Source organism: Kitasatospora sp. NPDC127060, assembly GCF_042724935.1.
GTDB lineage: Bacteria > Actinomycetota > Actinomycetes > Streptomycetales > Streptomycetaceae > Kitasatospora.
Genome location: NZ_JBHXEG010000057.1, coordinates 37,077 through 60,872, shown reverse-complemented (window position 1 = coordinate 60,872; position 23,796 = coordinate 37,077). Strand labels below are relative to the sequence as shown.

The window sequence follows — 23,796 nt, the reverse complement described above, 5'->3', positions numbered from 1 at the left end:
GCGGGGGGGCCCCCCCGGGGGGGGGCCCCCCCCCGGGGGGGGGCCGCCCCCACGCCCTGGGTGCGAGGGTCAGCGTCGACCTCGATGTCCGTCACCACGTACGTCCAGTCGCCGGGTTCCCTCAGGCACCCGACGCTACGGCCGTCGCTGTCGCCGCAGCGGGCCTTCGCTCCGGTGAAATCGGTGGCAGAGTGCCCGGCTGTGCGGAAGGATCGCGGGGTACGGCCCTTGGTGCGCTCGGCTCCGCCGGACCCGTCACGGGGGGATCGATGATCGGCTCGGCCTTCCACGGCCGGCCGGAGAGGACGCACGTGTCACTCGCCCTGGAAGACCGGCTGGCCATCACCGAGTTGGTGTCCCTGCACGGCCACGTGGTCGACGACGGGAGCCTCGACCGGTTGGCGGAGGTGTTCACCTCCGATGTCGTCTACGACCTCACCGACTTCGGCCAGGAGCCGCTGAACGGACTCCCGGCCGTCCGGGAGGCGGCGTGGGCGCTGGGGGCGGCCAACCCCGTCGCGCACCACGTCACCAATGTCGTCGTCACGGAGGCGGCCGACGGCCGGGTGCACGTCCGGTCGAAGGGGCTCGGCATCCGGGCGGACGGCTCCTGCGGGTCCGTCTCGTACGACGACACCGTGGTGCGCACGGCGGAGGGCTGGCGGATCGACCAGCGCAGGGTGTCGGCACGGCGTGCTCCCCTGGGCGGGATGCCCCGGTCCGACTGATCGGGAGCGGTGGAGGGCCGTCAGGGGTTCAGGACGTGCCCGGTCGTCGCGTCGACGTGGGACGGGACGGGGTCGTGGCGGTCGCCGACGCTCGGGGTGCCGGTGGGTTCGAACATGAGGATCGCGGCGCCGGTCGGGGCGTGCGGCTTGTGCTCCGTACCGCGCGGGACGGTGAACACGGCGCCCTTCGGGAGCACCACGGTGCGTTCGCCGGCGGGTTCGCGCAGGGAGATGCGCAGTTCGCCGTCGAGGACGAGGAAGAACTCGTCGGTGTCGTCGTGGGCGTGCCAGAGGTACTCGCCCTCGACCTTGGCGATGCGGACGTCGTAGTCGTTGACGCGGGTGACGATGCGGGGGCTCCACAGGGCGTCGAAGGTGGCCAGGGCCTGGTCGAGGGCGATGGGTCGGTTGCTCATGGACCCATCCTGGGCCGTCGCGGGCGCCCGGGGTGAGTGCTAGAAATGGCACATGTCGCAAGGATCCTCGCAGTCCGCACGCCCGGCGGGTGGCGTGCACCGGGTCGTCGTGATCGTCGACGAGAACTCGAACCCGTTCGAACTCGGCTGTGCCACCGAGGTCTTCGGGCTGCGCAGGCCGGAGGTCGGCCGGGACCTCTACGACTTCCGGCTCTGCTCCCCCGAACCGGGCGTCCTGATGCGGGACGGGTTCTTCACCCTGACCGGGGTCGCCGGACTGGAGGCGGCCGACACCGCCGACACCCTGATCGTGCCCAACCGCCCCGACGTCGAGGTACCCCGCCGGCCGGCCGTACTGGACGCCGTCCGGCGGGCGCACGCGCGCGGCGCGCGCCTGGTCGGCTTCTGCAGCGGCGCTTTCACCCTGGCCGAGGCCGGGGTCCTGGACGGGCGCCGGGCCACCGCGCACTGGCAGTGGGCGGATTCCTTCCGGGCCCGGTTCCCGTCCGTCCGACTCGAACCGGACGTGCTGTTCGTGGACGACGGCGACATCCTGACCGCCGCGGGCAGTGCGGCCGCGCTCGACCTCGGGCTGCACCTGGTGCGCCGCGACCACGGCGCCGAGGTGGCCAACGCGGTGAGTCGGCGGCTGGTGTTCGCGGCCCACCGGGACGGCGGCCAAAGGCAGTTCGTGGAACGTCCGGTGCCCGAGCGGCCCGACGAGTCACTGGCCCCACTGCTGGCCTGGGCCCAGGAACGGCTGGACGCACCCCTCACCGTCGCCGCCCTCGCGGCACACGCGGCCGTCAGCCCGGCGACCCTGCACCGCCGCTTCCGCGCCCAGTTGGGCACCACCCCGCTGGCCTGGCTCACCGGCGAACGGCTCGCCCTGGCCTGCCGGTTGATCGAGCGCGGCGAGCCCCGGCTGGAGACGGTCGCCCGACGCAGCGGGCTCGGCACGGCGACCAACCTGCGCGCGCTGATGCAGCGCGAGACGGGCATCTCCCCGTCGGCGTACCGGCAGCGGTTCGGGTCGGGGGGCGAGTTGACGGCGGGGGTGAGCTGACGGCGAGCGCAGCGGCTCGGCGCCGCGAGGCCTCCTTCCCGACCTTCGGATAGTCTGCCCCGACTCAGCGGACAGCGGGCATCGGAGAGGCGACAACCCACGCACATGGAACCAGGGAACGCACAGTCCACGCAGGCGGGTCGGCGGGTCGGTCTGGGCTGTCTGGGGGCCGTTCTGACCCTCGTTCTCGGCTTCGCGATCATGACCCGGCAGAACGACAACATCCTCGACACCTGGACCTACTGCTCGGGCTACGCCACCGAGGTCGCGGTCGACACCTCCCCGCACTCGGGCGTGGAGGTCGGCGAGGACCTCACCACGCTCCGGATCCTGCTGTACGGCCTCTCCCTCCCCGTCGGCTTCGGCCTCGGCCGCCTGCTGACCTGGGGACGCTCGCGCCGGGCCGCGATCATCGTCGGCTGCCTGCTCGGCATGCTGCTCTGCGCCGCCCTCTTCGTCGGAGACTTCGCCCTCCACAACGGGGAGGCGCCCGACTTCTACCTCCCCGAGCGCTGCCCCGGCGGACGCCCGCCGTGGTGGCCCGGCTGGCTGCCGATGCGCGTCGGGTAACCGCCGCTGCGCGTCGGGCGAAGCCGTACCCCCGCGAACGGGCCGCCGGAGCGGCGTGTCATGCTGACCGGCACCAAGCGACCATGATCACGGTCGCTGCGAGCAGAGGGGAATGCCGATGCGGCTCCCGTGGCGTCGACGTCCCGTCGGGCGCTCCCAGCGGCTCCTCGACCTCGCGGGCGTCAAGCCCGGAGCGGTGGACGGCACCGACGACCTGGAGGTCTGCCGACAGGTCGCCTTCCGGGCGGCCCGCCGGGACCACGGCGCGACCGCCGAGATCCTGGCCGCCGTCGAGGACCTGCTGGCGGACGAGGCCGAGTACAAGTTCGTCGTCGCGTTCCTGGAAGACCTCCAGAACCTCGCGTCCCACGGCCTCGACACGTTTCGGCCGCTCGACGGGATGCGCCCGATGCTCGGGCCCCGGAGCGCGGTCTGCTGGGACACCGTGACCGACTTCTGGTCCGCGGTGGCCGACTGGCGGGCGGGCACCGGCGTACCACTGGAGTCCTCCGACCGGATCCTCGGCGTCGAGAACGAACAGCTGCGGATGCTCCTGTGGACGACGAACCGGACCCTCGCCGGCGGCGAGAAGCTCGGGCTCGCCGACGTGGTGCGCTACGAGAAGGCCGTCGGATCGCCCATCCCCGGATACAGCCACATCGAGGTCGCGCTGCGCATCGCGGCGCGCGACGGGGCCTGAGCGGACTAGGCGGACTGAGCGGACTTACCCGTAGACCTCCCGCACCACCCTGCACCGGGGCGCCCGAACGGGTTTGACCTTGTCACCGTGACAAGGTGTGCACTTGGGTGCAGGAGGTGGTCCCGATCAACGCCACGAACGCGAACCCGAACGCGAACGCGAACGAGCAGCACACCCGCATGATCCGCGCCCTGGGCGCCGAGGACGCGTCGGTCCGGCTCCAGGCCGCTCTGGCGGTCGGCTCGGACCCCGACCCCGACCCCGGCCTCCTGGAGCCGCTGGTCCAGCGGTGCGCGGTCGAGCCGGACTTCTTCGTACGGGACATGCTGTCCTGGGCGCTGACCCGCCTGCCGCCTGAGCTCACCCTGCCCCGGATCCGCCGGGAACTCGACTCGGAGCGCCCTCAGGCCCGCAGCCAGGCGCTGCACACGCTCTCCAAGATCGGCGACCGGAGCGCCTGGCCCTGGATAACCCGCGACCTGCTGCGGGACGCCGACGACGAGGTGGCACGCACCGCGTGGCGCGTCGCGGTCGTCCTCGTCCCGGAGGACCGGAGGGAGGACCTCGCCGACGAACTGGTCCGACAGCTCGGCCGCGGCGACCGCACTGTACGGCTGAGCCTGAGCCGGGCCTTCGTCGACCTCGGCCCGGTGACCGAGAGCGCCCTGGAGAAGGCAGCGGCCGACCCCGACCCGGCCGTGGCGGCACACGCCCGCGCCACCGTGCTGCTCCTGCGGGACCCGGAGACCGGGTTCGACGCGGCCGTCTTCGAGGCGCAGCGGCTCGCCGCACTGGGCCCGGAACGGGCGGCTGCCGTCGAGGCCGCGGCGGGAGACCCGGAGGCCCCGGAGTGCTGATCGGTGATGTCGCCCGCCGCTCGGGTGTGAGCACCCGGATGCTCCGGCACTACGACGCCCTCGGCCTGGTCCGGCCGACCGGCCGCACCGTCGGCGGCTACCGCGAGTACTCCGACGAGGACGTCCGCAGGATCTTCCATGTGGAGTGCCTGCGCTCCCTCGGGCTCTCGCTCAAGCAGATCGGCCGCGCGCTGGAGGATCCCGCCTTCACGCCGTCCGAGCTGGTCGGCGACCTGATCCGGTGGACGGAGGACCGCCTGGCGCGGGATCAGGAGCTGCTCGGGCGGCTCCGCGCGGTCGACGCCTCGGCGCCCACCGGGTGGCAGGACGTGCTGCGCATCGTCGAGCTGCTCCAGGGGCTCGGCTCCACCAGCGCCGCGCGCCGGCAGCAGGCCGTGCTGGCCCGGCCGGAGGGCGTGCCGGTTCCGGCCGAGCTGCTGGCCGGGGCGGTCCTGTCCGAATCCGACCCCAACGTCGCGGGCGCCCTGCGCTGGGCACTCGCCCGGGCCGGCGGCGACGGCGTGCCGGAACTGGCCGCCGGCCTGCGCTCGGAGGACGTCGACGTCCGGCGGCGCGCGGTACGGGCGCTCGCCGGGATGCCCGAGGCCCCGGGCGCGGCCACGGCCCTCGCGGACGCCCTCGGGAACGAGGACCCGACGGTGCGCGAGCACGCCGCGCTGGCGCTGGGCCGGCGCGGTGTGACTGCGGCCGTACCGACGCTGGTCGCCATGGTGGTCGAGGGCTCCCACGACGTCGACGCGGCGGAGGTCCTGGGAGCCCTGGCCGGGGACGGTGACGCCGAGGACAGGATCACCACCGCGCTGGCCGACCGGCTCGCCGCCCACACCCTGGATCCGGTGGCCCGGATCCGCCTCACCCAGGCCCTGGTCGAACTGCCGGGACCGGCCGCGCACGCGCTCCTGCACCGACTGGCGCGGGACGAGGACCACGCCGTCGCCCTCGTCGCCTCGGCCTTCCTCGGACTCCTCGAAGGAGTCCCCGAAGGAGTCCCCGAAGAGCACTCCCCCGACGGCCGCGACGACGACGGCGACGGCGACGGCGAGGGCCCCTGAGGTCCCGCACCTCGGAGCCCCCGGGCGCCGCCCCCGCCGGGCCGGACCGGACGGTGACCAGCCGGCACCTGTCCGGCCCGGAATCCCTTCGCGCCGGAGGCTCCGGGTGCGGCATGTTGCAGGTGAAAGGCAGGTGGCCATGACCGAGACCGACCCGAGGACGTACTGAGCAGCTCGCGCTGGCTGGCCATCGAGCGCGCCTCCGGCAATCCCGCCGGGTCGGACCGCCTGACCGTGGAAGGGAAGCTCGACCCGCTGGCGGGCGCCGATCTGGTCTGGTGGCGTGTCGCGATGGAACTGGGATATCCCGAGGAGCTCCAGGACCTCGTCCACGGGGCCGTCAACGGCGAGGACCGGCGTGAGGGCTGGGGCATCCCGCCGGAGCTGACCAAAGGTGAGATCGTCGAAGCCGCCCACCCCTTCGTGGCACACGGTGCGGACGGCGTCGCCCACGCCACGTCAGACTGACCGGCCGCGAGGCTCCTCGACCAGGTCGGACGGGTCGGTGTTGGCGCCGCAGAGCACCACGCAGACCTTCTCCCCGGGCTCGGGCCGGTAGCCGCCCGGCTGGCCGGAGGGGCCGTTCAGCGCGGCCAGGGCGGTGGCGGCGCCGTGCTCGACGACCACCCGGTGATCGTCCCAGAGGGCCCGGCGCGCGCGGACGATCTCCGCATCCGGCACCAACACCGAATGCACACGGCCCAGTTGGGCGACATCCAGGGCCGTGGCGGAGACCCGCCGGGCGCCGAGCGAGTCGCCCGCGACCGAGTCCACCGTCACATCGACCGGGCGCCCCGCCGCCAGGGCGGCGTTCAGCGCGCGGCTGTGCTCCGGCTCCACCGCCACCGTCCGGACGCCGTGCTCCCGGGCGGCGGTGGCGACGCCCGCGAACAGCCCGCCGCCGCCGACCGCGACCACCACGGTGTCCACGTCCGGGATCCGCTGGTGGATCTCCTCCAGCAGCGTGCCGGCCCCGGCCGCGATCAGCGGATGGTCGTACGCGTGCGCCGCGAGAGCCCCGTCCTCGGCCGCGAACTCCTCGCACGCGGCCAGCGCCTCGGCGTACTCCGAGCCCACCGGCCGCACGTCGGCGCCGAGGCCGCGGAGCTTGGACACCTTCACCGCCGGCGCCGTGGTCGGCACGAACACCGTTGCCCGCACGCCCTGTTGCCGCGCCGCCCAGGCGCACGCCAGCCCGGCGTTCCCGCCGGAGGCGATGGTCACCCCCGCAGCGGGCAGGGTTCCGGCCTCGCGGTGCGCCTGGAGGAAGTTCTGCGCACCACGGGCCTTGAACGATCCGGTGTGCTGCATGAACTCCAACGCCAGCCACAGCTCACCGGACCGCTCGGGAGACGGATCGACCGGCGTCAGGGCGACCGGGCGGACACGCCCCGCGATCCGCTCGCTCGCGGCCTCGATGTCGCCGTACGTGAGGTGGTGCACTTCGCTGCTCCTGCCGATGGGGGATCACGACCAGGCGACGATCATGCCCGGGCCGGCCGGGCCGGGGAAGGGTCCGCCGGGCCCATCCACGCACACCACTCGGCGACATCGAACACCACTGCACGAATCATGGCCGCAGCCTAGCGAAGTCCCCTGCCTGCCTCGCCCGGGGGCCGGGCGCGGCGGGCGATGTGCCGGGCGGCTCAGTGGCGGTGGTGGTTGTCGGGCTGGGCCGGGTCGCCGGGGTGTTCCAATCCCGCCACCAGGGTGAGGCGTCGGGCGCGTTCGTGGTCGAGCCAGCGGACGAAGGCGGCTCGGCGGGCGGCCTCTCGGAGAGTCGGGGTGGGGTCGGGGTCCTGCGGGATGGTGAGGGTGGCGAGGAGCATCGCCGTCCAGGGGCCGACGGTGACCCACTCGCCCGGCGGGGCCTCGCGGAGGGCTTCGGCGAGGGCCTCCGGGAGGGTGTCGGGGTCGGCTTCGAAGCCGCCGTCGGGAAGGGCGAGGTGCCAGCGGGTGGCCGGTGGGCGGGCGGTCATGCCCCGGTAGTGGGCGATGTCCTCGGGCGGGGGCTCGACGCGGGCGGTCACGGACGCGTAGACGGCACGGACGGCTGCGCTGCCCTCGTAGGCCGCCGCCGTGATGGAGCCGAGTTCGACGGCGGCCTGTTGGTCGAGGCGGGCGGGGCCGGAAGACGCGACCGGCAGCCCCCGCTCGGCGGCGACCGTCTCGCAGAGGGCCTCGGTCAGCAGCACCTGCGCGACCCACCGGACCAGTTGCCGGTCCTCCGAACTGCCGGGCTGCGGCAGGGCGGTGGAGCGCGGGCCGGCCCGCAGGGCGGCGAGGCGCGCGTCGAGGGCGGTGCGCGGGATCGGGTGCCCGTCGAGCAGGCCGAGGGTCATGCCTCCACCACCAGGGCGACGGTCGGGGCGTACTGGCAGCGGCCGAACCACATCACCTTGGCCAGGGCCCAGTACGCACCGGGGTCGAGGGACTCGGGAGCGGCGACCGCGAAGTCGACGGTGACGGCGGAACCGGCCGGCACGGAGAAGCCGCGCACCGGGTCGGCGATCGCTCCCCAGGTGCCCCACGGGGAGACGAGTTGCAGCTCACCGCGGATCTCCCCGCGCGTGCGGTTGGTGAGGGTGAGGCCGAGAACGGCCCGCCCGCCGGGGGCGATCCGCAGGAGTTCGTCGGAGACGTCCACGGACAGTCCGGTGTCCCGGCCGGTCGTCGCCTTGGTGCCCTGGGCGGCCGACCAGTCCTCGGGGGCGTCCCCGGCGACGGGCAGCAGCCCGGGCAGCTCGCCGACGGCGATCGACACCACGTCCTCGATCCGCTGCCCGTCGTGCTCGATCCGGACGGCCGCGAAGTGCAGCCCGGGTTCCACGTCCGACGGCGGTGTCAGGGTCACCGGGAACCGCAGGTGACCACCGGCCGTCAGCCGGTACGGGCGGGTGCCGACGCTGCTCGCCCAGCCCTCCGGCGGCAGCACCACCGCCGTGCCCTCGACGGCGGCGTCCCGCAGTTGCGAGGAGAGCGCCACCGAGAAGGTCACCGTCTCCCCCGCCGTCCGCAGCAGTCCGGGCGCGGCACCGACCGACACCGGCAGGTAGCCGAGCGGTGCCGGGCCCCGGTTGTGCAGCCAGTAGCGGGCGTGGACGGGCTGGGCGGGTTCGGCCACCGGGCCGAGCTCGGGGCCGTCGGCGCGGGTCGACACCTCGGGAACCCCGAGCAGGGTGACGATCTGCGACCCGGCCAGGGCCAAGTCGGCCGGTCCCTGGGGGCGTTCCAGCAGGTCGGCGGAGCGCAGGTCGGTCAGGCCGAGCGCGCCGCCGAGCCGTGCCGTCCGGCCGAGGCCGGTCGACTCGACCAGCCGGACGGTGAGGTCGTCGCCCCCGGAGGACGCCGAGCCGTGGGCGATCGGGTTCCCCACCGGCTTGAGCGCGCCGAGCAGCACCTCGCGCTGCGGCTCGACCCGCAGCCAGGAGAGGGTCCCGGGCAGCGGCCCGTCCTGCGCCGCGGCGACGAGCCGCGCGTACAGCGGGTGGTTGAACTCCTGCCCCTGCGCGGGCAACGCCTGGGCCCGCCAGTCACCGTCGCCACCAACCAGTGCATAGCTGAACTCATGGGTCCAGTGCTGGAGTTGGAAGGAGGCGCCGTCCGGCAGGGTGCGTCGGGGCGGGTCGATCCAGACGCCGGACGGCCAACCGGTGCAGGAGCGCATCAGCGACAGGTGCAGCGCGCCGGTGGTGTCCACGGCGAAGCCGGGCAGGCCGAAGCTGAGCAACGCCACGGTGTGGTCAGCGAGTTGATCGGTCACGAGCGCCGGGCAGACGGCGGTGATCCGGGCGTCCGCGAGGTCGTCCACCAGGGCCGGCACATCGGCGACCACCAGGGCCGGCAGGGCGCGCAGGTCGCGCAGGTCGGCGTCCGGCCGCCATACCTCGGCAAGCGGGGCGAGCGCGGGCACCCACACCGCGCCGTGCGCCTTCAGCGCGGCCGCGTACTCCTCTCCCGCCTGCTCGATCACCTCCCGTGCCGCGTCGTTGACTTCCGGGCCGCCGACGACGATCCGGAAGTCCGGCAGGTTGGAGTCGACGTCCAGCCAGCCGTACCGCGCCCAGTCCGCCCCCGAGGTGGTGGCGGTGACGCCGATCCGGGCGAGTGCGACCACCAGCGGGCGGGCGTCGGCGGCATCGTCCAGCGTGGGGACGACCACCTCGGCCACGCCGAGTGCCCGTGCGCCGGTGACCTCGCCGGTGGCGGAGGTGAGCACGGCGCGCGCGGTGGCACCGAGGCCGAACCAGGTGTTGGCCGGGTTGTCCAGCGTCCACGGCGCCTCCGCCGAGTCGACGTCGGGCATCGCGAAGCCGCGCCCGACGACCGCCCCGGCGACCTCGCTGACCGGCAGCCCACCGGGGACGTCCACCGGGAAGCGCAGCCGCAGCAGCCGGTCGGCGCCGGAGTAGTCGAGGACCCTGGTCCGGCAGTCGACCCGGTCCAGGCCGCGCCAGAGCGTCACCGTCTGCTCGTAGCGGAGGCCGTCGACCGTGCCGCCGATCACCAGCCGCTCGCCGAGCGGGCCGGTCTCGCGGCGGACGGAGCCGGCGGCGGCCCCGGAGCCGGCCACCGGCCCGCTCGGCACCAGGTGCCACGGGCCCTCGCCGAAGTCGGGGTGCTGCGGGTACTCCTGGTACACCCGAAGTTCGTTGCCGATCCGGCCGTCCTGGATCAACTCCCGTTCGTGCAGCAGGTCGCGGACGGATGACAGCCCGCCGCCCCGCGCCGGGTCGGCCGTCACCCGGTACCGGCCGTTGGTGATCACCGCACCGGGGGCCTCGACCCAGGTCGGCTCGGGCTCCCCGGGAACCAGCCGCCAGGTGCGCCACCCGAGCGCGGGCACGTCCGCCGCCACGAACCGCAGCGTCCCCCGGTCGACGGCGCTCGGCACCGGCGCGCCCGTCTCGTCCAGGACGCGCACCGACCCGACGCCGGACGGCAGTTCGACCGTAGCCAGGCCCGTCCGGTCGAAGGACAGCGTGTTGGTCACCACCACCGCCGAACCCGCACCCACCGCAGAACCGGGGCCCACCGCAGAACCGGGGCCGGCCGTGGAGCCCCCCACCGTGGAGATCCGGGCCGTGGAGATCCGGGCCGTCAGCGCGTCCAGCGCCGCATCCCGGACGGCTGCGGCGAGGTCGTACGCCTCCCGCCAGCCGCCGAGCAGGTCCAGGTACACCTGGTCCGACTCGCTGCCCGTGATCGCGTCGTGGTGCGCACCGTAGGCGAGTTGGCGCCACACCTTGTCGAGCGCGGCGGCCGGGTAGCTGCCCAGCCCGTTGACGACGGCCAGCGCGGCGAGCTTCTCCGCGTCCACCGCCGCGACCTCGCCCGCCCGTTGGGCCTGCTTGGTGTCGATGTAGGAGACGTCCTTACCGGTGTACACCGGGTTCATGTCGCGGGTCTGCGGGCTGGGCCGGCGGCCGGTGGCGGCGAGGTCGGCCCGGACGGCGTCCAGGAAGTCGCGCGGGGTGGCGCAGACGAACCGCGGCCACAGGTACTTCTCGGCCCAGGAGCGGTGGATCGCGGTGACCCACTTGTTCGGCGGGGTGTAGTCCGTCCCCACCGGCAGCAGCAGGTTCTTCGTCGCCCCGACCGGCTTGAGCTTCCGGTACAGCTCGTACACGGCCTGCTCGGCGGTGGCGAGGTCGGGCGAGGAGTCCATCCACCAGCCGGCCGAGTAGTGGTGGGGCATGTAGTGGGTGAGCACGCCCTCGCCGCCGGGCGCGATCCACTCGAACTCGCTGGGGAACTGCATCACCCGGGCGTCGTCCTTGCCCTGGCGGAAGTTCTTCTGGATCGGGCCCCACTGGTGGAACGGCCCACGGGCCCAGGCGCTGCCGGTGAGCCCGGCCGCGGCGAGGTGGCCGGGGAACTGCGGGTCGTGCCCGAACACGTCGAGCTGCCAGGCGGTCTGCGGGTCGCCGCCGAGGATGTCGCGCTGGTAGCCGATGCCGTAGACGATGTTGCGGATGGTGGTCTCGGCGCCGGTGAGGTTGGTGTTGGGCTCGTTGTAGGTGCCGCCGACGAGTTCGACCTGCCCGCGCTCCAGCAGCGTCCGGAGCACCGAGCGCCGCTCCGGGTGCTGGTCGAAGTACGGCTTCAGGTAGTCGACTTCGGCGAGCACGAACTTGTACACCGGGTCCCGCAGGGCGAGGTCCAGGTGGGCGTCGACCAGGGCGAAGCCGTTGCGCTCCCACAGCGGCCGGGTGGTGGCGTCGGCGGAGAGCAGCTCCCACGGGGAGGTGTAGGCCGCCTGGGTGTTCCACCAGACCGGGTCGTAGTGGAAGTGGGAGACCAGGAACATCGTCCAGCCGGGCTCCGCGACCTCCACCACGCCGGCGGCCTCGCTGGACGACGCCCGCACCTTGACGGGAAGTTGGGAGCCGACGGCCGCCCCGGTGATCTCCAGCGGGACTTCGACCAGCCCCGTGCCGGTCGCCTCGCCGCGAACGCCCGCCCCGCTGACGGTGATCCGGGCGGCCGGTCCCTCGACCGTGACCCGCAGCAGCTGGCGCGGGGCTTTCTCGGGACCGGTGAACAGGTCGGTGCTCTCGACGGCGGTGATGGTGGTGACCGGCACGGGGGGTCCTTTCGGTACGGAGGCCTACTGGCCCCAGGCCTCGAACTCGTAGATGCGGGCGGCCGGGTCGTTGTTCTGGGCGGACTTGGTGACGACCAGCCGGACGTAGCGGGCGGTGGTGTCCACCGGGTGGGTGGTGGTGCCCGCGGTGTTGCCGGTCACGGTGGCGACGGTCGTCCACGGGTCGGTGGCCCTGGAGCGGGTCTGGATGGAGAAGTCCCGGGTGTTGTACGAGGCGCTCTCGCCGCCCGCCTGGGCGTGCTTGACCACGACCGTGGACAGTTTCTTCGCCGAACCGAGGTCCACCTCGAGCCACTTGGACGCGGTCAGGGTGCACCACTTGTCGCTGTTGCCGCCGTTGACGCTGCCGTTGACGGCCTTGGCCGGGCCCTCGTTGGCGTTGCACTGGCCGGAAGCGGTGGCGGGGCGCTTCAGCGCCAGGTTGGTCGAGGTCGAGGGCGGCGAGCCGTCCCAACCGACGGTGGTGGAGGCGACGTCGGAATGCCCGTAGGTGCTGGACACCGCCTCGACGTCCAGTGTCGTGGTGGCCTCCGTACCCGCCCGGTCGAGCTTCCCGACGAAGTACGCGTCGTTGGGCGTGGCCCCCAGGAAGGTGCGGGTGCCGTCCGCGTTGCGCCGGTACACCTCGTAGTGGTGGACGTTGCCGCCGGGCGCCGCCGTCCAGGAGAGCCTCAGCGACTGGCTGGCGCCGGCCGTCACGTCGCTCGCGCCGAGGACGGTCAGCCCGCCCGGCGCCGCCGGCGTCTCCACCGAGCCGTCGTAGAGGGCGACTTGGCCGACCCGCAGGTCGTACGAGGGATCCGACCCGGCGGCCTGGAGGGCGAGCTGGGAGATGGTGCGGCCCGCGTACCGGGAGAGGTCGAGGGTGTGCCGCTCCCAACCGGTCCCGGAGTTGTCCCCGACGTCCACGGTGGTGAAGCTGCCCGGGGCGTCGGTGAAGGAAACCGCGGCCTTGAGCCTGGTCGGGCCGGCGGCCGGGGTCTTGACCACCAGGTCGAGCTTGGTGTTCGCGGCGACGGGCAGCTTGGTCTGGTACAGCCGTACGGTGTTGGTGGCGTCCAGGGTGCCGGTCAGCCGCAGCGAGGAGCCGCCCTGGTAGGCGTCGGTGAAGTCGACCGACGGGCTCAGCTTGCTGCCGCTGGAGTCGACCACCCAGCGGTAGGTCGGCGGGACGTCCTGCAGTGAGAGGTTGTTCCAGCCGCCGGTGGCGACCCGGGTTCCGGCCGCGTTGTAGAAGTCGCCCTGGCCGGTGTCGAAGTTGGTGACGAAGGGTTTGGCGGTGATCGGCGAGGACTCGGCGACGTAGCCGGCCAGACCGGGCCAGCTGCCGGAGAGGTCGGTGTTCGACGGGTCGTTCTTGGCGCCGACCCAGTAGCGGGCGTCCTTGGCGTAGAAGTCGGCCCGGTCGGTGGCGGACTTCCAGGTCCACTCGGGGCGGTAGAGACCGAGCGAGGTGGTGTGCGGCTGCCCGGACGGGAAGAGGGTGTTCCAGTCGACGGAGGTGTTGTAGCCGTTCGCCTCGGTGTCGATGCCGGAGTACAACTCGTACTCGCTGCGGCCGAGTTGCCGGGCCAGGGTGCGGGAGGAGTCCAGACCGTCGGACGTCCAGCCGAAGTTGAGGAACATCGAGTCCGAGGTGCGCTTCGGACCGTCCTGCAGGAACGGCGAGTTGGCGGAGGTGAGGGCGTTCTGCCAGTCCACCGCGCCGGATGTGGTCATCGCGTCGTACCACATGAACTCGGTGCCGCTCTGCGCCTTGGTGTACTGCATCAGGTCGCGCAGGTCGGTGGCGAGGCCCGCATCGCCGCCACCCGTCTCCTGGTTGATGAACCAGCCGTCGAAGCCGTAGTACCGGGCGGCCTGGGTGAGCTTGTCGGCGACGGGGTAGCGGCCGCCGGACTTCTGGACGAAGTCGCGCACCCACTGGAGCTGGCCGCCGTACGCGGCGGGCGGGAAGAAGACGGTGCCGTAGACCTTGACGCCGTTGCGGTGGGCGGCGTCGATCACGGTCGGGTTCGGCGCGAGGATCAGGCCCTCGCCGGCCGAGCCGCCCCAGAACACCAGCTTGTCGACGTACTGCCAGTAGCCGAAGGCGTAGTAGTTGGGGTCGGCGGAGCCCTGGGAGGGGTTGTTGGAGGTGGGGCCGAAGGAGACCAGCGAGGCGATCTTCCCCTCGCCCGCCCGGGCGTTGGGGTTGGCGGCCAGGGCCGGGTCGCTGGTGCGGGGCTGGAGCGGGACACGGGAGCGGTTGAACCGGGCGTCCGGGTCGGTGGCCGGGTCCCAGTTGAGGATCGAGCTGGGGTACCAGTAGGAGGCGTACGGCTGGCTGCCCGAACCGGCTGTCGCCGTCGTGGCGGCGGGAGCGGCGGCGGGCCCGGTCCCGGCGGCGGGTGCCGGGGCCGGTCTCGGTGCGGCCCCGGCCGAGGGGGCGGCCGTCAGCGCGGCCGTCGCGAGCGCGGCGCTGAGCAGCAGGGGGAGGCGTCGTGACATGCGGTGGCTCCGATCGAGCGGAGGGGGTGGGGGACGGGCCGCCGCCGTCGCGGACGGGGGCCCGGCTGCATGTGGGCGTGCCGGTACTGAGCGGTGGAGTCGCAACGAGCGGGCCTCCCGGGGGCCGGGACCGGTACGCACCCAGGGCGGAGCCCGCTCGGCGCAGCGAGGCTAAACCGGTTCAGAAGGACTGTCAACGGCCCGCGCAGCAACCACTCCACGGAGCTACGTCGCGCCGAGCTAACCGCCGTACGACACGCCCCCCGGCGGCGAGGTCGACTCCCGCACCGTCAGCCGGGGCGTCGGCATCTGCAGGTCCCGCCCGGCCCCCGCCCCGTCCAGCGCCTCCAGCAGGCTGCGGGCGACCTGCTCGCCGAGCGCGAAGGTGTCCCGGCTCAGCGCGGTCAGCGGCGGGTGGACGATCCGGGCGAGCACCGAGTCGTCGAAGGAGACGATGGACAGCTCCCCGGGCACCGCGACGCCCATCTCCCCGGCCACGCCGAGCCCGGCGACGGCCATCACGTCGCTGTCGTAGACGATCGCGGTGGGCCTCCGGGGCCGGGAGAGCAGGGTGCGGGTGGCCGCCGCGCCCTCGGCGTCGCTGAAGTCGGTGGGCACCGACAGGGCCTCCTCCAGGCCGAGCCGGCGTGAGGCGTCGCGCAGCGCGCGGATCCGGCGCTGGGTGTGCTGGAAGTGCGGCAGCCCGGCGAGGTGGGCGATCCGGCGGTGCCCGATGGCGGCCAGGTAGTCGACGATGGAGAGCATCGCCTCCCGGTCGTCGGCCCAGATCCGCAGCTGGTTGCCGCCCTTGCCAGGGCCGCCCAGCACGACGGCGGGCAGCCCGAGTTCGTCCAGGACGGGCAGTCGGGCGTCCTTGACCTGGAGGTCCACCACGATGAAGCCGTCCACCCGGTGTTCGGAGGCCCAGCGCCGGTAGACCTCGATCTCGGCGGCGGTGTCCTCGACCACCATCAGGTGCAGGGCGATCGAGCTGGCCGAGAGCACCGCCTGCAGGCCGGACAGCAGTTGGCTGAAGAACGGCTCGACGCCGATGGTGCGGGCGGGGCGGGCGATCACCAGGCCGACGGCGTCGGACCGGGCCCCGCCGAGGGCGCGGGCGGCGCTGTGCGGGCGCCAGTTCATCTCCTCGGCGACCCGCAGGATCCGGTCCCTGGTCGCCTCGCTGACACCCGGGCGGCCGTTGAGCGCGAAGGAGACCGCGCCCTTGGAGACACCGGCCTGGCGCGCGATGTCGGCGATCGTCGGTCTGCCCACGGATCCCGACTCCTCTCTTGACAGCCAAGTTTAGGCGGGAGCATAGTCCCTGCCAGAGCTAGACCGGTTTAGTTAGTCAGTTTCTGGAACTCGACACAACCCAAGAACGCGCAAACCCGCGAGCTCACCGTCCACGTGCGCCCACCCCGGACGCAACACCCCGGACACCCACCCCGGACACCCACCCGAGCTCGCCGCGATCCCCCACCCACCCCCAGGACCGGGAGACCCTCATGCGAAGAATCTGGGCGGCACTGACCACGACGGCCCTCACCGCGGCGGCCCTCACCGGCTGCGGACTCGGCTCCGGAGACACCAAGAGCAGCGACAACGTGGCGAGTGCGGCCGCCACCGGTGAGGTCAAGGGCAAGGTCTCGATCCAGACCTGGTCGCTCAAGCCGAAGTTCACCGACTACATGCAGGGCGTGATCGACGGCTTCAAGAAGAAGTACCCCGGCGTCGAGGTCGACTGGCTGGACCAGCCCGGCGAGGGGTACGCCGACAAGGTGCTCAGCCAGGCCGCCTCCGGCACCCTGCCCGACGTGGTCAACCTCCCGCCGGACTTCGCCTTCCCGCTGGCCAAGAAGGACGTCCTGCTGGACGTCGCCAAGGCCGACCCCAAGCTCGCCGACGAGTACGTGGCCGGCGGCGTGAACGCCTACCGCTACCACGGCTACCAGGGCACCTTCGGCTACCCCTGGTACCTCAACACCGATGTGAACTACTGGAGTTCGGACCTCCTGGACAAGAACGGCCTGGACCCGAAGAAGCCCCCGGCCGACCTGGACGAACTCATCGCCCAGGCCCGGGTGATGAAGGAGAAGTCCGGCGGCCAGACCTACCTGATGAGCCGCAAACCAGGCCTCGGCGACCTCTACAACATCGGCGTGAAGATCATGGCCGACGACGGCAAGTCCTTCACCTTCAACACCCCCGAGGCCGCCGCCCTGCTCGACAAGTACCGGGACGCCTTCAAGGACGGCCTGATGCCGAACGGGGTGCTCACCGACACCTACGCCGGCAACTCCAAGCTGTTCAGCGCCGGCACCGCGGCCTGGACCACCGGCGGCGGCAACTTCATCACCAGCCTCGCCACCGACAACCCCTCGCTCGCCCCTAAGGTCGTCCCCTCCCCCGCGATGGGCACCCCGCCGCTGTACGTCCAGGGCCTGTCCATCCCCAAGAACACCAAGAACCCGGCCGCCGCGGTGGCGCTCGCCCGCTGGGTCACCAGCCCGGAGAACCAGGCCGCCTTCGCCCACCTGACCAGCGTCTTCCCGTCCACCAAGGCCTCCGCGAACGACCCCTTCTTCAGCAGGAGCGACGGCACCAACGCGGGCGACGCCAAGGTGATCGCCTTCAACTCGCTCGCCAAGGCCCAGCTGATCCAGCCGGTCGAGGTGGACGACGCGATGGGCACCATCGTCAAGCAGCAGTTCGCCCTCGCCATCGGCGGCCAGACCAGCTCCAAGCAGGCGCTGGACACGGCCGTCGAGCAGTGCGACAAGCTGCTCAAGGGCTGACCCACCCATCCCGCACCACCCCACCCCGCACCACCCCACTGCGTACCACCCCACCCCACACCACCCCACTGCGTACCACCCCACCCCACGCCATCCCACACCCCCGGTGACTCCCGTACCGGCGCAGCGGCGGGCCTCCCCCACACCCGCCGCCCCGGGAATGACCCGTACCGCCCCGGCCCCCGGAAGGCCCAGGGCCCAGCCCCAGGAAGGCCCCCGCATGACCCACCGGCGTTGGTTCACCCCCTGGCTGCTCGCCGGCCCCGCGATACTCTGGCTGGCCGTCTTCAACCTCTGGCCTGCCGTCAACACGGTGATCCTGTCCTTCACCAACGCCAAGCCCATCGGCGGCGGGCACTTCACCGGCCTGGAGAACTACGGCCGCCTGCTGGACGACGCCCAGCTCGCCGACGCCCTGCTGAACAGCATCGTCTTCATGCTGGTCTGCCTCCCGCTGCTGACCGTCCTGCCGCTGCTGCTCGCCCTGCTCGTCCAGCGCCGGATCCCCGGCATCACCTTCTTCCGCACCGCCTTCTACACCCCGGTGATCGCCTCCGCGGTCGTGGTGGCGCTGATCTGGGGCTGGGTGCTGGACGACCGGGGTCTGGTCAACGGCCTGCTCCAGCAGACCGGCCTGGCCGACTCCCCGGTCTCCTTCCTCACCGACCGCTGGCTGCTGCTGTTCAGCGCGATCGCCCTGACCGTCTGGAAGGGCCTGGGCTACTACATGGTCATCTACCTGTCCGCCCTCGCCAACGTCCCGCGCGAGCTGCACGAGGCGGCGGCCGTGGACGGCGCGAGCTCGCTGCGCCGCTTCTGGCACGTCACCCTGCCCGGGGTGCGGCCGACCATGGTGCTGATCTCCGCGCTGATCTCGGTGAGTTCGCTGCGCGTCTTCTCCGAGCTGTACGTACTCTCCAACGGACAGGGCGGCCCCGGCGGCCGCGACATGTCGGTGGTGATGCTGATCCAGATGTACAGCCGCGGCTTCAACGGCCACCTGGGCTACGCCTCCGCGCTGAGCCTGCTGCTGTTCGTCATCACCCTCGGCCCGATGCTGTTCCTGATGCGGCTGAACCGGAAGGCGGCCTGACCCCGTGACCACCCTCCGCCCGAAGACGGCCCGCGGCTTCAACACGCCGTCCCCCGCCCAGACCGCCGCCCGCTACCTGCTGCTCCTGCTCGTCCTGCTGCTGGTCATCGGCCCCTTCCTGTGGCAGTTGTCCACCGCCCTCAAGGGCCCCACCGAGGACGTCTACACCCGCACCCCGGCCTTCCTGCCCGAGCAGCCGACCCTCGGCAACTTCGGCAAGGTCGCCGACACCATCCCGGTGTGGACGTACGCCCTCAACTCGCTGACCGTCGCCGCCGTCTGCATCACCGGCAACGTGGTCGGCTGCACCCTGGCCGGCTACGCCCTGGCCCGGCTGCGCTTCCGCGGCGCCAGGCTGGTGCTCGGCCTCTTCCTGGCCACCCTGGTGCTGCCCGGCGAGGTCACCATCGTCTCCCAGTACGTGCTGGTGCGCGGCCTCGGCCTGGCCGACAGCCTGGCCGGCGTGGCCCTGCCCGGGGCGATCGCCATGCTCAACGTGCTGCTGATGCGCACCGCCTTCGCCGCCGTGCCGCTGGAACTGGACCAGGCCGCGCTGGTGGACGGCGCCAACGTCTGGCAGCGGCTGTGGTACATCGGTCTGCCGAACGTGCGCGGCATGCTCAGCGTGATCGTCATCTTCACCTTCATCGGCGCCTGGGACGACTTCCTCTGGCCGCTGATCGTGCTCAACGACCCGCAGAAGTACACCCTGACCGTCGGGCTCCAGTACCTCAACGGCACCTTCTCCGCCAACCCCCGGCTGATCGCGGCCGGCACCATGATCGCCTTCCTGCCGATCGTCGTGGTGTTCGCCGTCTGCCAGCGCTTCTTCTTCAAGGGCGTCGAGGAGGGAGCCGTCAAGGGCTGAGCCCCCGAGGACGAGACCCCGTCCGTACGCCCCGAACCAGTTGAGGTAGCCCCCGTGACCACCCCCGTGACCGCCACCCCGCAGGCCCCGCGCTTCGGCGTCAACTACACCCCCAGCTCCGGCTGGTTCCACCACTGGCTCGACTTCGACCTGGACGCCGTGCGCGCCGACTTCGACTCCGTCGCCGCCCTCGGCCTGGACCACGTCCGGGTCTTCCCGCTGTGGCCGCTCTTCCAGCCCAATCGCACCCTGATCCGCCCGCGCGCCGTCGAGCAGCTGACCACCCTGGTGGACGCGGCCGGCGAACGCGGCCTGGACGTCGCGGTGGACGGCCTCCAGGGCCACCTGTCGAGCTTCGACTTCCTGCCGTCCTGGACCCGGACCTGGCACCGCCGCAACCTCTTCACCGACCCCGAGGTGCTGGACGGCCAGGCGGACTACCTGCGCACCCTCGCCGGGGCGCTGAGCGAGCGGCCGAACTTCCTCGGGATGACGCTCGGCAACGAGATCAACCAGTTCTCCGGCGCCCCGCACCCCGATCCGGACCGCTGCACCCCCGCCGAGGCGGAGGCCTGGCTGCGCCGGATGCTCGCCGCCTGCGAGCAGGGCGCGCCCGGCCGGCTGCACCTGCACGCCTCCTACGACGCCGCGTGGTACCTGGACGAACACCCGTTCACGCCTTGGCACTCGGCCCGCCTCGGTGCCGCCACCGCCGTGCACTCCTGGGTGTTCAACGGCACCGCCCAGCGCTACGGCGCCCACTCCACCGCCACCGCCCAGCACGCCGCCTACCTGGTCGAGCTGTCCAAGGCCTGGGCCGACGACCCGGCCCGCCCGGTCTGGCTGCAGGAGGTCGGCGCGCCCGCCCCGCACATCACCGCCGCGGACGCGGCCCGGTTCACCGGCGCCACCGTCGAGGCCGTACTGGACTGCCCGGACGTCTGGGGCGTCACCTGGTGGTGCTCCCACGACGTGGACCGCTCGCTCGCCGACTTCCCCGAACTGGAGTACAGCCTCGGTCTGTTGACCACCGACCGGAGGGTCAAGCCGGCCGGTGCCCGGCTCGCCGAGGCCGCCGCCGAGGCCCGCCGGAGCTGGCGGCCGCCCGAGCCGCGCGGCACCGCCGTAGTGGTCGCCACCGGCGACGAGGTCACCTCCCCCCGCCGCGCGGACTGCGGCCCGGGCGGACCGGTGTACGAGGCCTTCATGCACCTCGCCGAGGCCGGCGCCCGGCCGACCACCGTGCTCGCCGAACGCGCTGAGGACTCGGCGCACCTGGCCGCGCGCGGCATCACCGAGGTGGTCCACCCCTCCGACGTACGTCCCCGGTAAGTATCTCAGCCGTCAGTACCTCAGCCGTCAGTACCCCAGCACGCAACGGAGCCTGCCGACATGCACGATGACCGCACCCTCGTCGAGTCCCGCCTCAAGCGCGTCCTGGAGGAGCGCATCCTCCCCGCCGTCTACCCCGAGTCCGTCCCGCTGGAGGCCGGCATCTGGACCGCCCCCGGCGAGCCCGTCCCGGTGGCCGAGGGGCTGGCCGCGCCGCGCACCCCGATCGCGGCCGGCGACGCCTGGGGTGCGCCCTGGGGCACCAGTTGGCTGACCGTGTCCGGCACCGTGCCCGAGGCCTGGGCCGGCCGGACGGTCGAGGCGCTGATCGACCTCGGCTTCGACGCCAACATGCCCGGCTTCCAGTGCGAGGGCCTGGTCTACCGCCCGGACGGCAGCCCGGTGAAGGGCCTCAACCCGCGCAACCAGTGGGTGCGGATCGCCGCCCCGGCGGCCGGCGGCGAGCAGGTGCTGCTGCACGTCGAGGCCGCCGCCAACCCGGTCATCCTCGACTACCACCCCTTCCTGCCCACCGAGTTGGGCGACAAGGAGACGGCCGGCGACCAGCCCCAGTACAAGCTGGCCCGGCTGGACCTCGCGGTCTTCGACGACATCGTCTGGCAGCTGGCCCTGGACCTGGAGGTGCTCGGCGAGCTGATGGCCGAGCTGCCGGTGGACGGCTCCCGCCGCTGGGAGGTGCTGCGCGCGGTCGAGCGCTGCCTGGACGCGATCGACCTCCAGGACGTCAACGGAACGGCCGCGCAGGCCCGTTCGGAGCTCACGGCGGTGCTGGCCGTGCCCGCCGCGCCGTCCGCGCACCGGATCAGTGCGATCGGCCACGCCCACATCGACTCCGCCTGGCTGTGGCCGCTGCGCGAGACGGTGCGCAAGGTGGCCCGCACCACCGCCAACATGACCGCGTTGCTGGAGGACGAGCCGGAGTTCCGCTACACCATGTCCCAGGCGCAGCAGTACGCCTGGATCAAGGAGCACCGGCCCGAGGTGTACGCCCGGGTGCGCAAGGCGGTGGCCGAGGGCCGGTTCATCCCGGCCGGCGGCATGTGGGTCGAGTCCGACACCAACATGCCCAGCTCGGAGGCGATGGCCCGGCAGTTCGTTCACGGCAAGCGGTTCTTCCTGGAGGAGTTCGGGGTCGAGAACCACGAGGCCTGGCTGCCGGACACCTTCGGCTTCACCGGCGGCCTGCCGCAGATCATCCGCAACGCCGGCTCCAAGTGGCTGCTGACCCAGAAGATCTCCTGGAGCCAGGTCAACAAGTTCCCGCACCACACCTTCCTCTGGGAGGGCATCGACGGGACCCGCATCTTCACCCACTTCCCGCCCGTGGACACCTACAACTGCTCCATGAAGGGCAGCGAAATCGCCCACGCGGCAAGGAACTTCAAGGACAAGGGGGTGGCCCGGCACTCGATCGCCCCGACCGGCTGGGGCGACGGCGGCGGCGGCACGACCCGCGAGATGGTCGCCAAGGCGGCCCGGCTGCGGGACTTGGAGGGCTCGGCCACCGTCCGCTGGGAGAACCCCGCCGAGTTCTTCGCCAAGGCCGAGGCCGAGTACCCGAACCCGCCGGTCTGGGTCGGTGAGCTCTACCTGGAGCTGCACCGGGCCACCCTGACCAGCCAGGCCAGGACCAAGCAGGGCAACCGGCGCAGCGAGAACCTGCTGCGCGAGGCCGAACTCTGGTGCGCCACCGCCGCGTTGCGCAGCGGCAGCGGCAGCGGCAGCGGCAGCGGCAGCGGCACCGGCACCGGCAGCGGCACCGGCAGCGAGGAGGCGTACGAGTACCCGTACGAGCAGCTGGACCGAATCTGGAAGACGGTGCTGCTGCACCAGTTCCACGACATCCTGCCCGGCTCCTCGATCGCCTGGGTGCACCGCGAGGCCGAGGCCACCTACGCGGCGCTGGCCCGGGAGCTGGAGGCGCTGATCGGCGCGGCCCAGCAGGCGCTGGCCGGTCCGGCGGAGGGCGGGCGCGAGCTGGTGTTCAACGCCGCGCCGCACCCGCGCTCGGCCGTCCCGGCGGGCGGCGCGGCCGTCGCCGTCACGGCCGGTCCGGCCTGCACGGCGACCCCGCTCGACGGCGGCGGCTTCACCCTGCGCAACGGCCTGCTGGAGGTGGTGGTCGACCCCGACGGCCTGATCGGCTCGGTGGTGGAGACGGCGAGCGGCCGGGAGACCGTCGCCCCCGGCAGCCGGGCAAACCTGCTGCAGCTGCACCCCGACTTCCCCAACATGTGGGACGCCTGGGACGTCGACCAGTTCTACCGCAACACTGTCACCGACCTCACCGGCGTGGACTCCCTCACCGCCTCGGCCGACGACGACCGGGCCGAGGTCCGGATCGCCCGCTCCTTCGGCTCCTCCACCGTCGTCCAGACCCTCACCCTGCGCGCGGGCGAGCAGCGGCTCGACATCGACACCGAGGTCGACTGGCACGAGACCGAGAAGTTCCTCAAGGCCGCCTTCCCGCTGGACGTCCACACCGAGCGCTACGCCGCCGAGACCCAGTTCGGCCACCTCTACCGGCCCACCCACACCAACACCAGCTGGGACGCCGCCAAGTTCGAGGCCTGCAACCACCGCTTCGTCCACCTGGACGAGCCCGGCTGGGGCGTCGCCCTGGTGACCGCCTCCACCTACGGCCACGACGTCACCCGCACCGTGCGCCCGGCCGACGGCGGCACCACCACGACCGTCCGCTTCTCGCTGCTGCGCGCCCCGCGCTTCCCCGACCCGAAGACCGACCAGGGCCTGCACCGCTTCCGGCACGCGCTCGTCCCGGGCGCGGCGATCGGCGACGCCGTCCGCGAGGGCTACCGGATCGGCCTGCCCGAGCGGCGGGTCACCGGCAGCGCCGAGCGGGTGGCACCCCTGGTCGAGGTGGACGACGACGCCCTGGTGGTCAGCGCCGTCAAGCTCGCCGACGACCGCAGCGGAGACCTGATCGTCCGGGTCTACGAGGCGGGCGGCGGCCGGGTCCGCGGCCGGCTGAGCACCTCCTTCCCGCTGGCCGGCGCCGTCCCCTGCGACCTGCTGGAGCGGCCCTGGGACGGCACCCGCGGCGAGGTGACGGTGGCGGACGGCGCGGTCCGGCTGGCACTGCGGCCGTTCGAGCTGGTCACCCTGCGGCTCAGCGCGGCCCGCTGACCGACCGTCCCGCGTACCGTGAGAGCGCCC

18 protein-coding genes are annotated in these 23,796 nt (G+C 72.9%); 12 read left to right on the top strand and 6 right to left on the bottom strand.

Annotated features, from left to right (window positions below):
* Window positions 1-311 precede the first annotated feature (311 nt).
* Complete coding sequence (locus tag ACFWIS_RS27470) at window positions 312-728, top strand: nuclear transport factor 2 family protein (RefSeq protein WP_380460800.1); 417 nt, start codon at window positions 312-314, stop codon at window positions 726-728.
* 20 nt (window positions 729-748) lie between these two features.
* Here ACFWIS_RS27470 and ACFWIS_RS27465 read toward each other — a convergent pair whose 3' ends face one another.
* Complete coding sequence (locus tag ACFWIS_RS27465; RefSeq protein WP_380460802.1) at window positions 749-1,144, bottom strand: cupin domain-containing protein; 396 nt, start codon at window positions 1,142-1,144, stop codon at window positions 749-751.
* A 52-nt stretch (window positions 1,145-1,196) separates the two neighbouring features.
* On the opposite strand from ACFWIS_RS27465, the gene ACFWIS_RS27460 reads away from it, so the two are divergent.
* The 6 genes from ACFWIS_RS27460 to ACFWIS_RS27435 all read left to right on the top strand — a co-directional run bounded on the left by ACFWIS_RS27460 (window position 1,197) and on the right by ACFWIS_RS27435 (window position 5,878).
* Entirely contained in the window at window positions 1,197-2,210 is a 1,014-nt protein-coding gene (locus ACFWIS_RS27460; protein ID WP_380460804.1) for a GlxA family transcriptional regulator, read from the top strand.
* Window positions 2,211-2,411: 201 nt separating this feature from the next.
* Window positions 2,412-2,780 (top strand): hypothetical protein, encoded by a 369-nt coding sequence (locus ACFWIS_RS27455; protein ID WP_380460806.1) that lies wholly within the window; start codon window positions 2,412-2,414, stop codon window positions 2,778-2,780.
* 112 nt (window positions 2,781-2,892) lie between these two features.
* On the top strand, window positions 2,893-3,480 hold the full coding sequence (locus tag ACFWIS_RS27450; RefSeq protein ID WP_380524022.1) for a hypothetical protein: 588 nt from the start codon (window positions 2,893-2,895) through the stop codon (window positions 3,478-3,480).
* A 107-nt stretch (window positions 3,481-3,587) separates the two neighbouring features.
* A complete protein-coding gene (locus tag ACFWIS_RS27445; RefSeq protein ID WP_380460809.1) occupies window positions 3,588-4,337 on the top strand; it encodes a HEAT repeat domain-containing protein in 750 nt (249 codons plus the stop codon).
* A complete protein-coding gene (locus tag ACFWIS_RS27440) occupies window positions 4,331-5,410 on the top strand; it encodes a MerR family transcriptional regulator (RefSeq protein WP_380460811.1) in 1,080 nt (359 codons plus the stop codon). Before ACFWIS_RS27445 ends, ACFWIS_RS27440 begins: the two co-directional genes overlap by 7 nt.
* A 234-nt stretch (window positions 5,411-5,644) precedes the next feature.
* The gene (locus ACFWIS_RS27435; RefSeq protein WP_380460813.1) at window positions 5,645-5,878 is read left to right on the top strand and encodes a hypothetical protein; all 234 of its coding nucleotides are present in this window, start codon (window positions 5,645-5,647) and stop codon (window positions 5,876-5,878) included.
* On the opposite strand, the gene ACFWIS_RS27430 is transcribed toward ACFWIS_RS27435, so the two are convergent.
* From ACFWIS_RS27430 to ACFWIS_RS27410, 5 genes are all read right to left on the bottom strand, one after another.
* Window positions 5,870-6,853 (bottom strand): threonine/serine dehydratase, encoded by a 984-nt coding sequence (locus tag ACFWIS_RS27430; RefSeq protein WP_380460815.1) that lies wholly within the window; start codon window positions 6,851-6,853, stop codon window positions 5,870-5,872. The genes ACFWIS_RS27435 and ACFWIS_RS27430 overlap by 9 nt on opposite strands.
* Window positions 6,854-7,056: 203 nt before the next feature.
* Window positions 7,057-7,752 (bottom strand): hypothetical protein, encoded by a 696-nt coding sequence (locus ACFWIS_RS27425; RefSeq protein ID WP_380460817.1) that lies wholly within the window; start codon window positions 7,750-7,752, stop codon window positions 7,057-7,059.
* Entirely contained in the window at window positions 7,749-11,996 is a 4,248-nt protein-coding gene (locus ACFWIS_RS27420; RefSeq protein ID WP_380460819.1) for an NEW3 domain-containing protein, read from the bottom strand. Before ACFWIS_RS27420 ends, ACFWIS_RS27425 begins: the two co-directional genes overlap by 4 nt.
* Window positions 11,997-12,020: 24 nt before the next feature.
* On the bottom strand, window positions 12,021-14,507 hold the full coding sequence (locus ACFWIS_RS27415) for a discoidin domain-containing protein (protein ID WP_380460821.1): 2,487 nt from the start codon (window positions 14,505-14,507) through the stop codon (window positions 12,021-12,023).
* A gap of 240 nt (window positions 14,508-14,747) precedes the next feature.
* The gene (locus tag ACFWIS_RS27410) at window positions 14,748-15,782 is read right to left on the bottom strand and encodes a LacI family DNA-binding transcriptional regulator (protein ID WP_380460823.1); all 1,035 of its coding nucleotides are present in this window, start codon (window positions 15,780-15,782) and stop codon (window positions 14,748-14,750) included.
* 233 nt (window positions 15,783-16,015) lie between these two features.
* Between ACFWIS_RS27410 and ACFWIS_RS27405 the strand changes: the two genes are divergently transcribed.
* From ACFWIS_RS27405 to ACFWIS_RS27385, 5 genes are all read left to right on the top strand, one after another.
* Window positions 16,016-17,305 carry an ABC transporter substrate-binding protein gene (locus ACFWIS_RS27405; protein WP_380460825.1) on the top strand — a complete coding sequence of 430 codons (1,290 nt, stop codon included), beginning with the start codon at window positions 16,016-16,018 and terminating at the stop codon, window positions 17,303-17,305.
* Between the two features lie 220 nt (window positions 17,306-17,525).
* The gene (locus tag ACFWIS_RS27400; RefSeq protein ID WP_380460827.1) at window positions 17,526-18,398 is read left to right on the top strand and encodes a carbohydrate ABC transporter permease; all 873 of its coding nucleotides are present in this window, start codon (window positions 17,526-17,528) and stop codon (window positions 18,396-18,398) included.
* A gap of 4 nt (window positions 18,399-18,402) precedes the next feature.
* Window positions 18,403-19,266 (top strand): carbohydrate ABC transporter permease, encoded by an 864-nt coding sequence (locus tag ACFWIS_RS27395; RefSeq protein WP_380460829.1) that lies wholly within the window; start codon window positions 18,403-18,405, stop codon window positions 19,264-19,266.
* A 54-nt stretch (window positions 19,267-19,320) separates the two neighbouring features.
* Entirely contained in the window at window positions 19,321-20,598 is a 1,278-nt protein-coding gene (locus ACFWIS_RS27390) for a glycosyl hydrolase (RefSeq protein ID WP_380460831.1), read from the top strand.
* Between the two features lie 60 nt (window positions 20,599-20,658).
* Window positions 20,659-23,766, top strand: a complete 3,108-nt coding sequence (locus ACFWIS_RS27385) for an alpha-mannosidase (protein WP_380460833.1) — start codon at window positions 20,659-20,661, stop codon at window positions 23,764-23,766.
* The last annotated feature ends 30 nt before the right edge of the window (window positions 23,767-23,796 follow it).

What these genes read in the sequence shown, in the direction of transcription:
- ACFWIS_RS27465 (WP_380460802.1), bottom strand. Translation starts at nt 1,144, where the DNA reads ATGAGCAACCGACCCATCGCCCTCGACCAGGCCCTGGCCACCTTCGAC.
- ACFWIS_RS27460 (WP_380460804.1), top strand. Translation starts at nt 1,197, where the DNA reads ATGTCGCAAGGATCCTCGCAGTCCGCACGCCCGGCGGGTGGCGTGCAC.
- ACFWIS_RS27455 (WP_380460806.1), top strand. Translation starts at nt 2,412, where the DNA reads ATGACCCGGCAGAACGACAACATCCTCGACACCTGGACCTACTGCTCG.
- ACFWIS_RS27450 (WP_380524022.1), top strand. Translation starts at nt 2,893, where the DNA reads ATGCCGATGCGGCTCCCGTGGCGTCGACGTCCCGTCGGGCGCTCCCAG.
- ACFWIS_RS27425 (WP_380460817.1), bottom strand. Translation starts at nt 7,752, where the DNA reads ATGACCCTCGGCCTGCTCGACGGGCACCCGATCCCGCGCACCGCCCTC.
- ACFWIS_RS27415 (WP_380460821.1), bottom strand. Translation starts at nt 14,507, where the DNA reads ATGTCACGACGCCTCCCCCTGCTGCTCAGCGCCGCGCTCGCGACGGCC.
- ACFWIS_RS27405 (WP_380460825.1), top strand. Translation starts at nt 16,016, where the DNA reads ATGCGAAGAATCTGGGCGGCACTGACCACGACGGCCCTCACCGCGGCG.
- ACFWIS_RS27400 (WP_380460827.1), top strand. Translation starts at nt 17,526, where the DNA reads ATGACCCACCGGCGTTGGTTCACCCCCTGGCTGCTCGCCGGCCCCGCG.
- ACFWIS_RS27385 (WP_380460833.1), top strand. Translation starts at nt 20,659, where the DNA reads ATGCACGATGACCGCACCCTCGTCGAGTCCCGCCTCAAGCGCGTCCTG.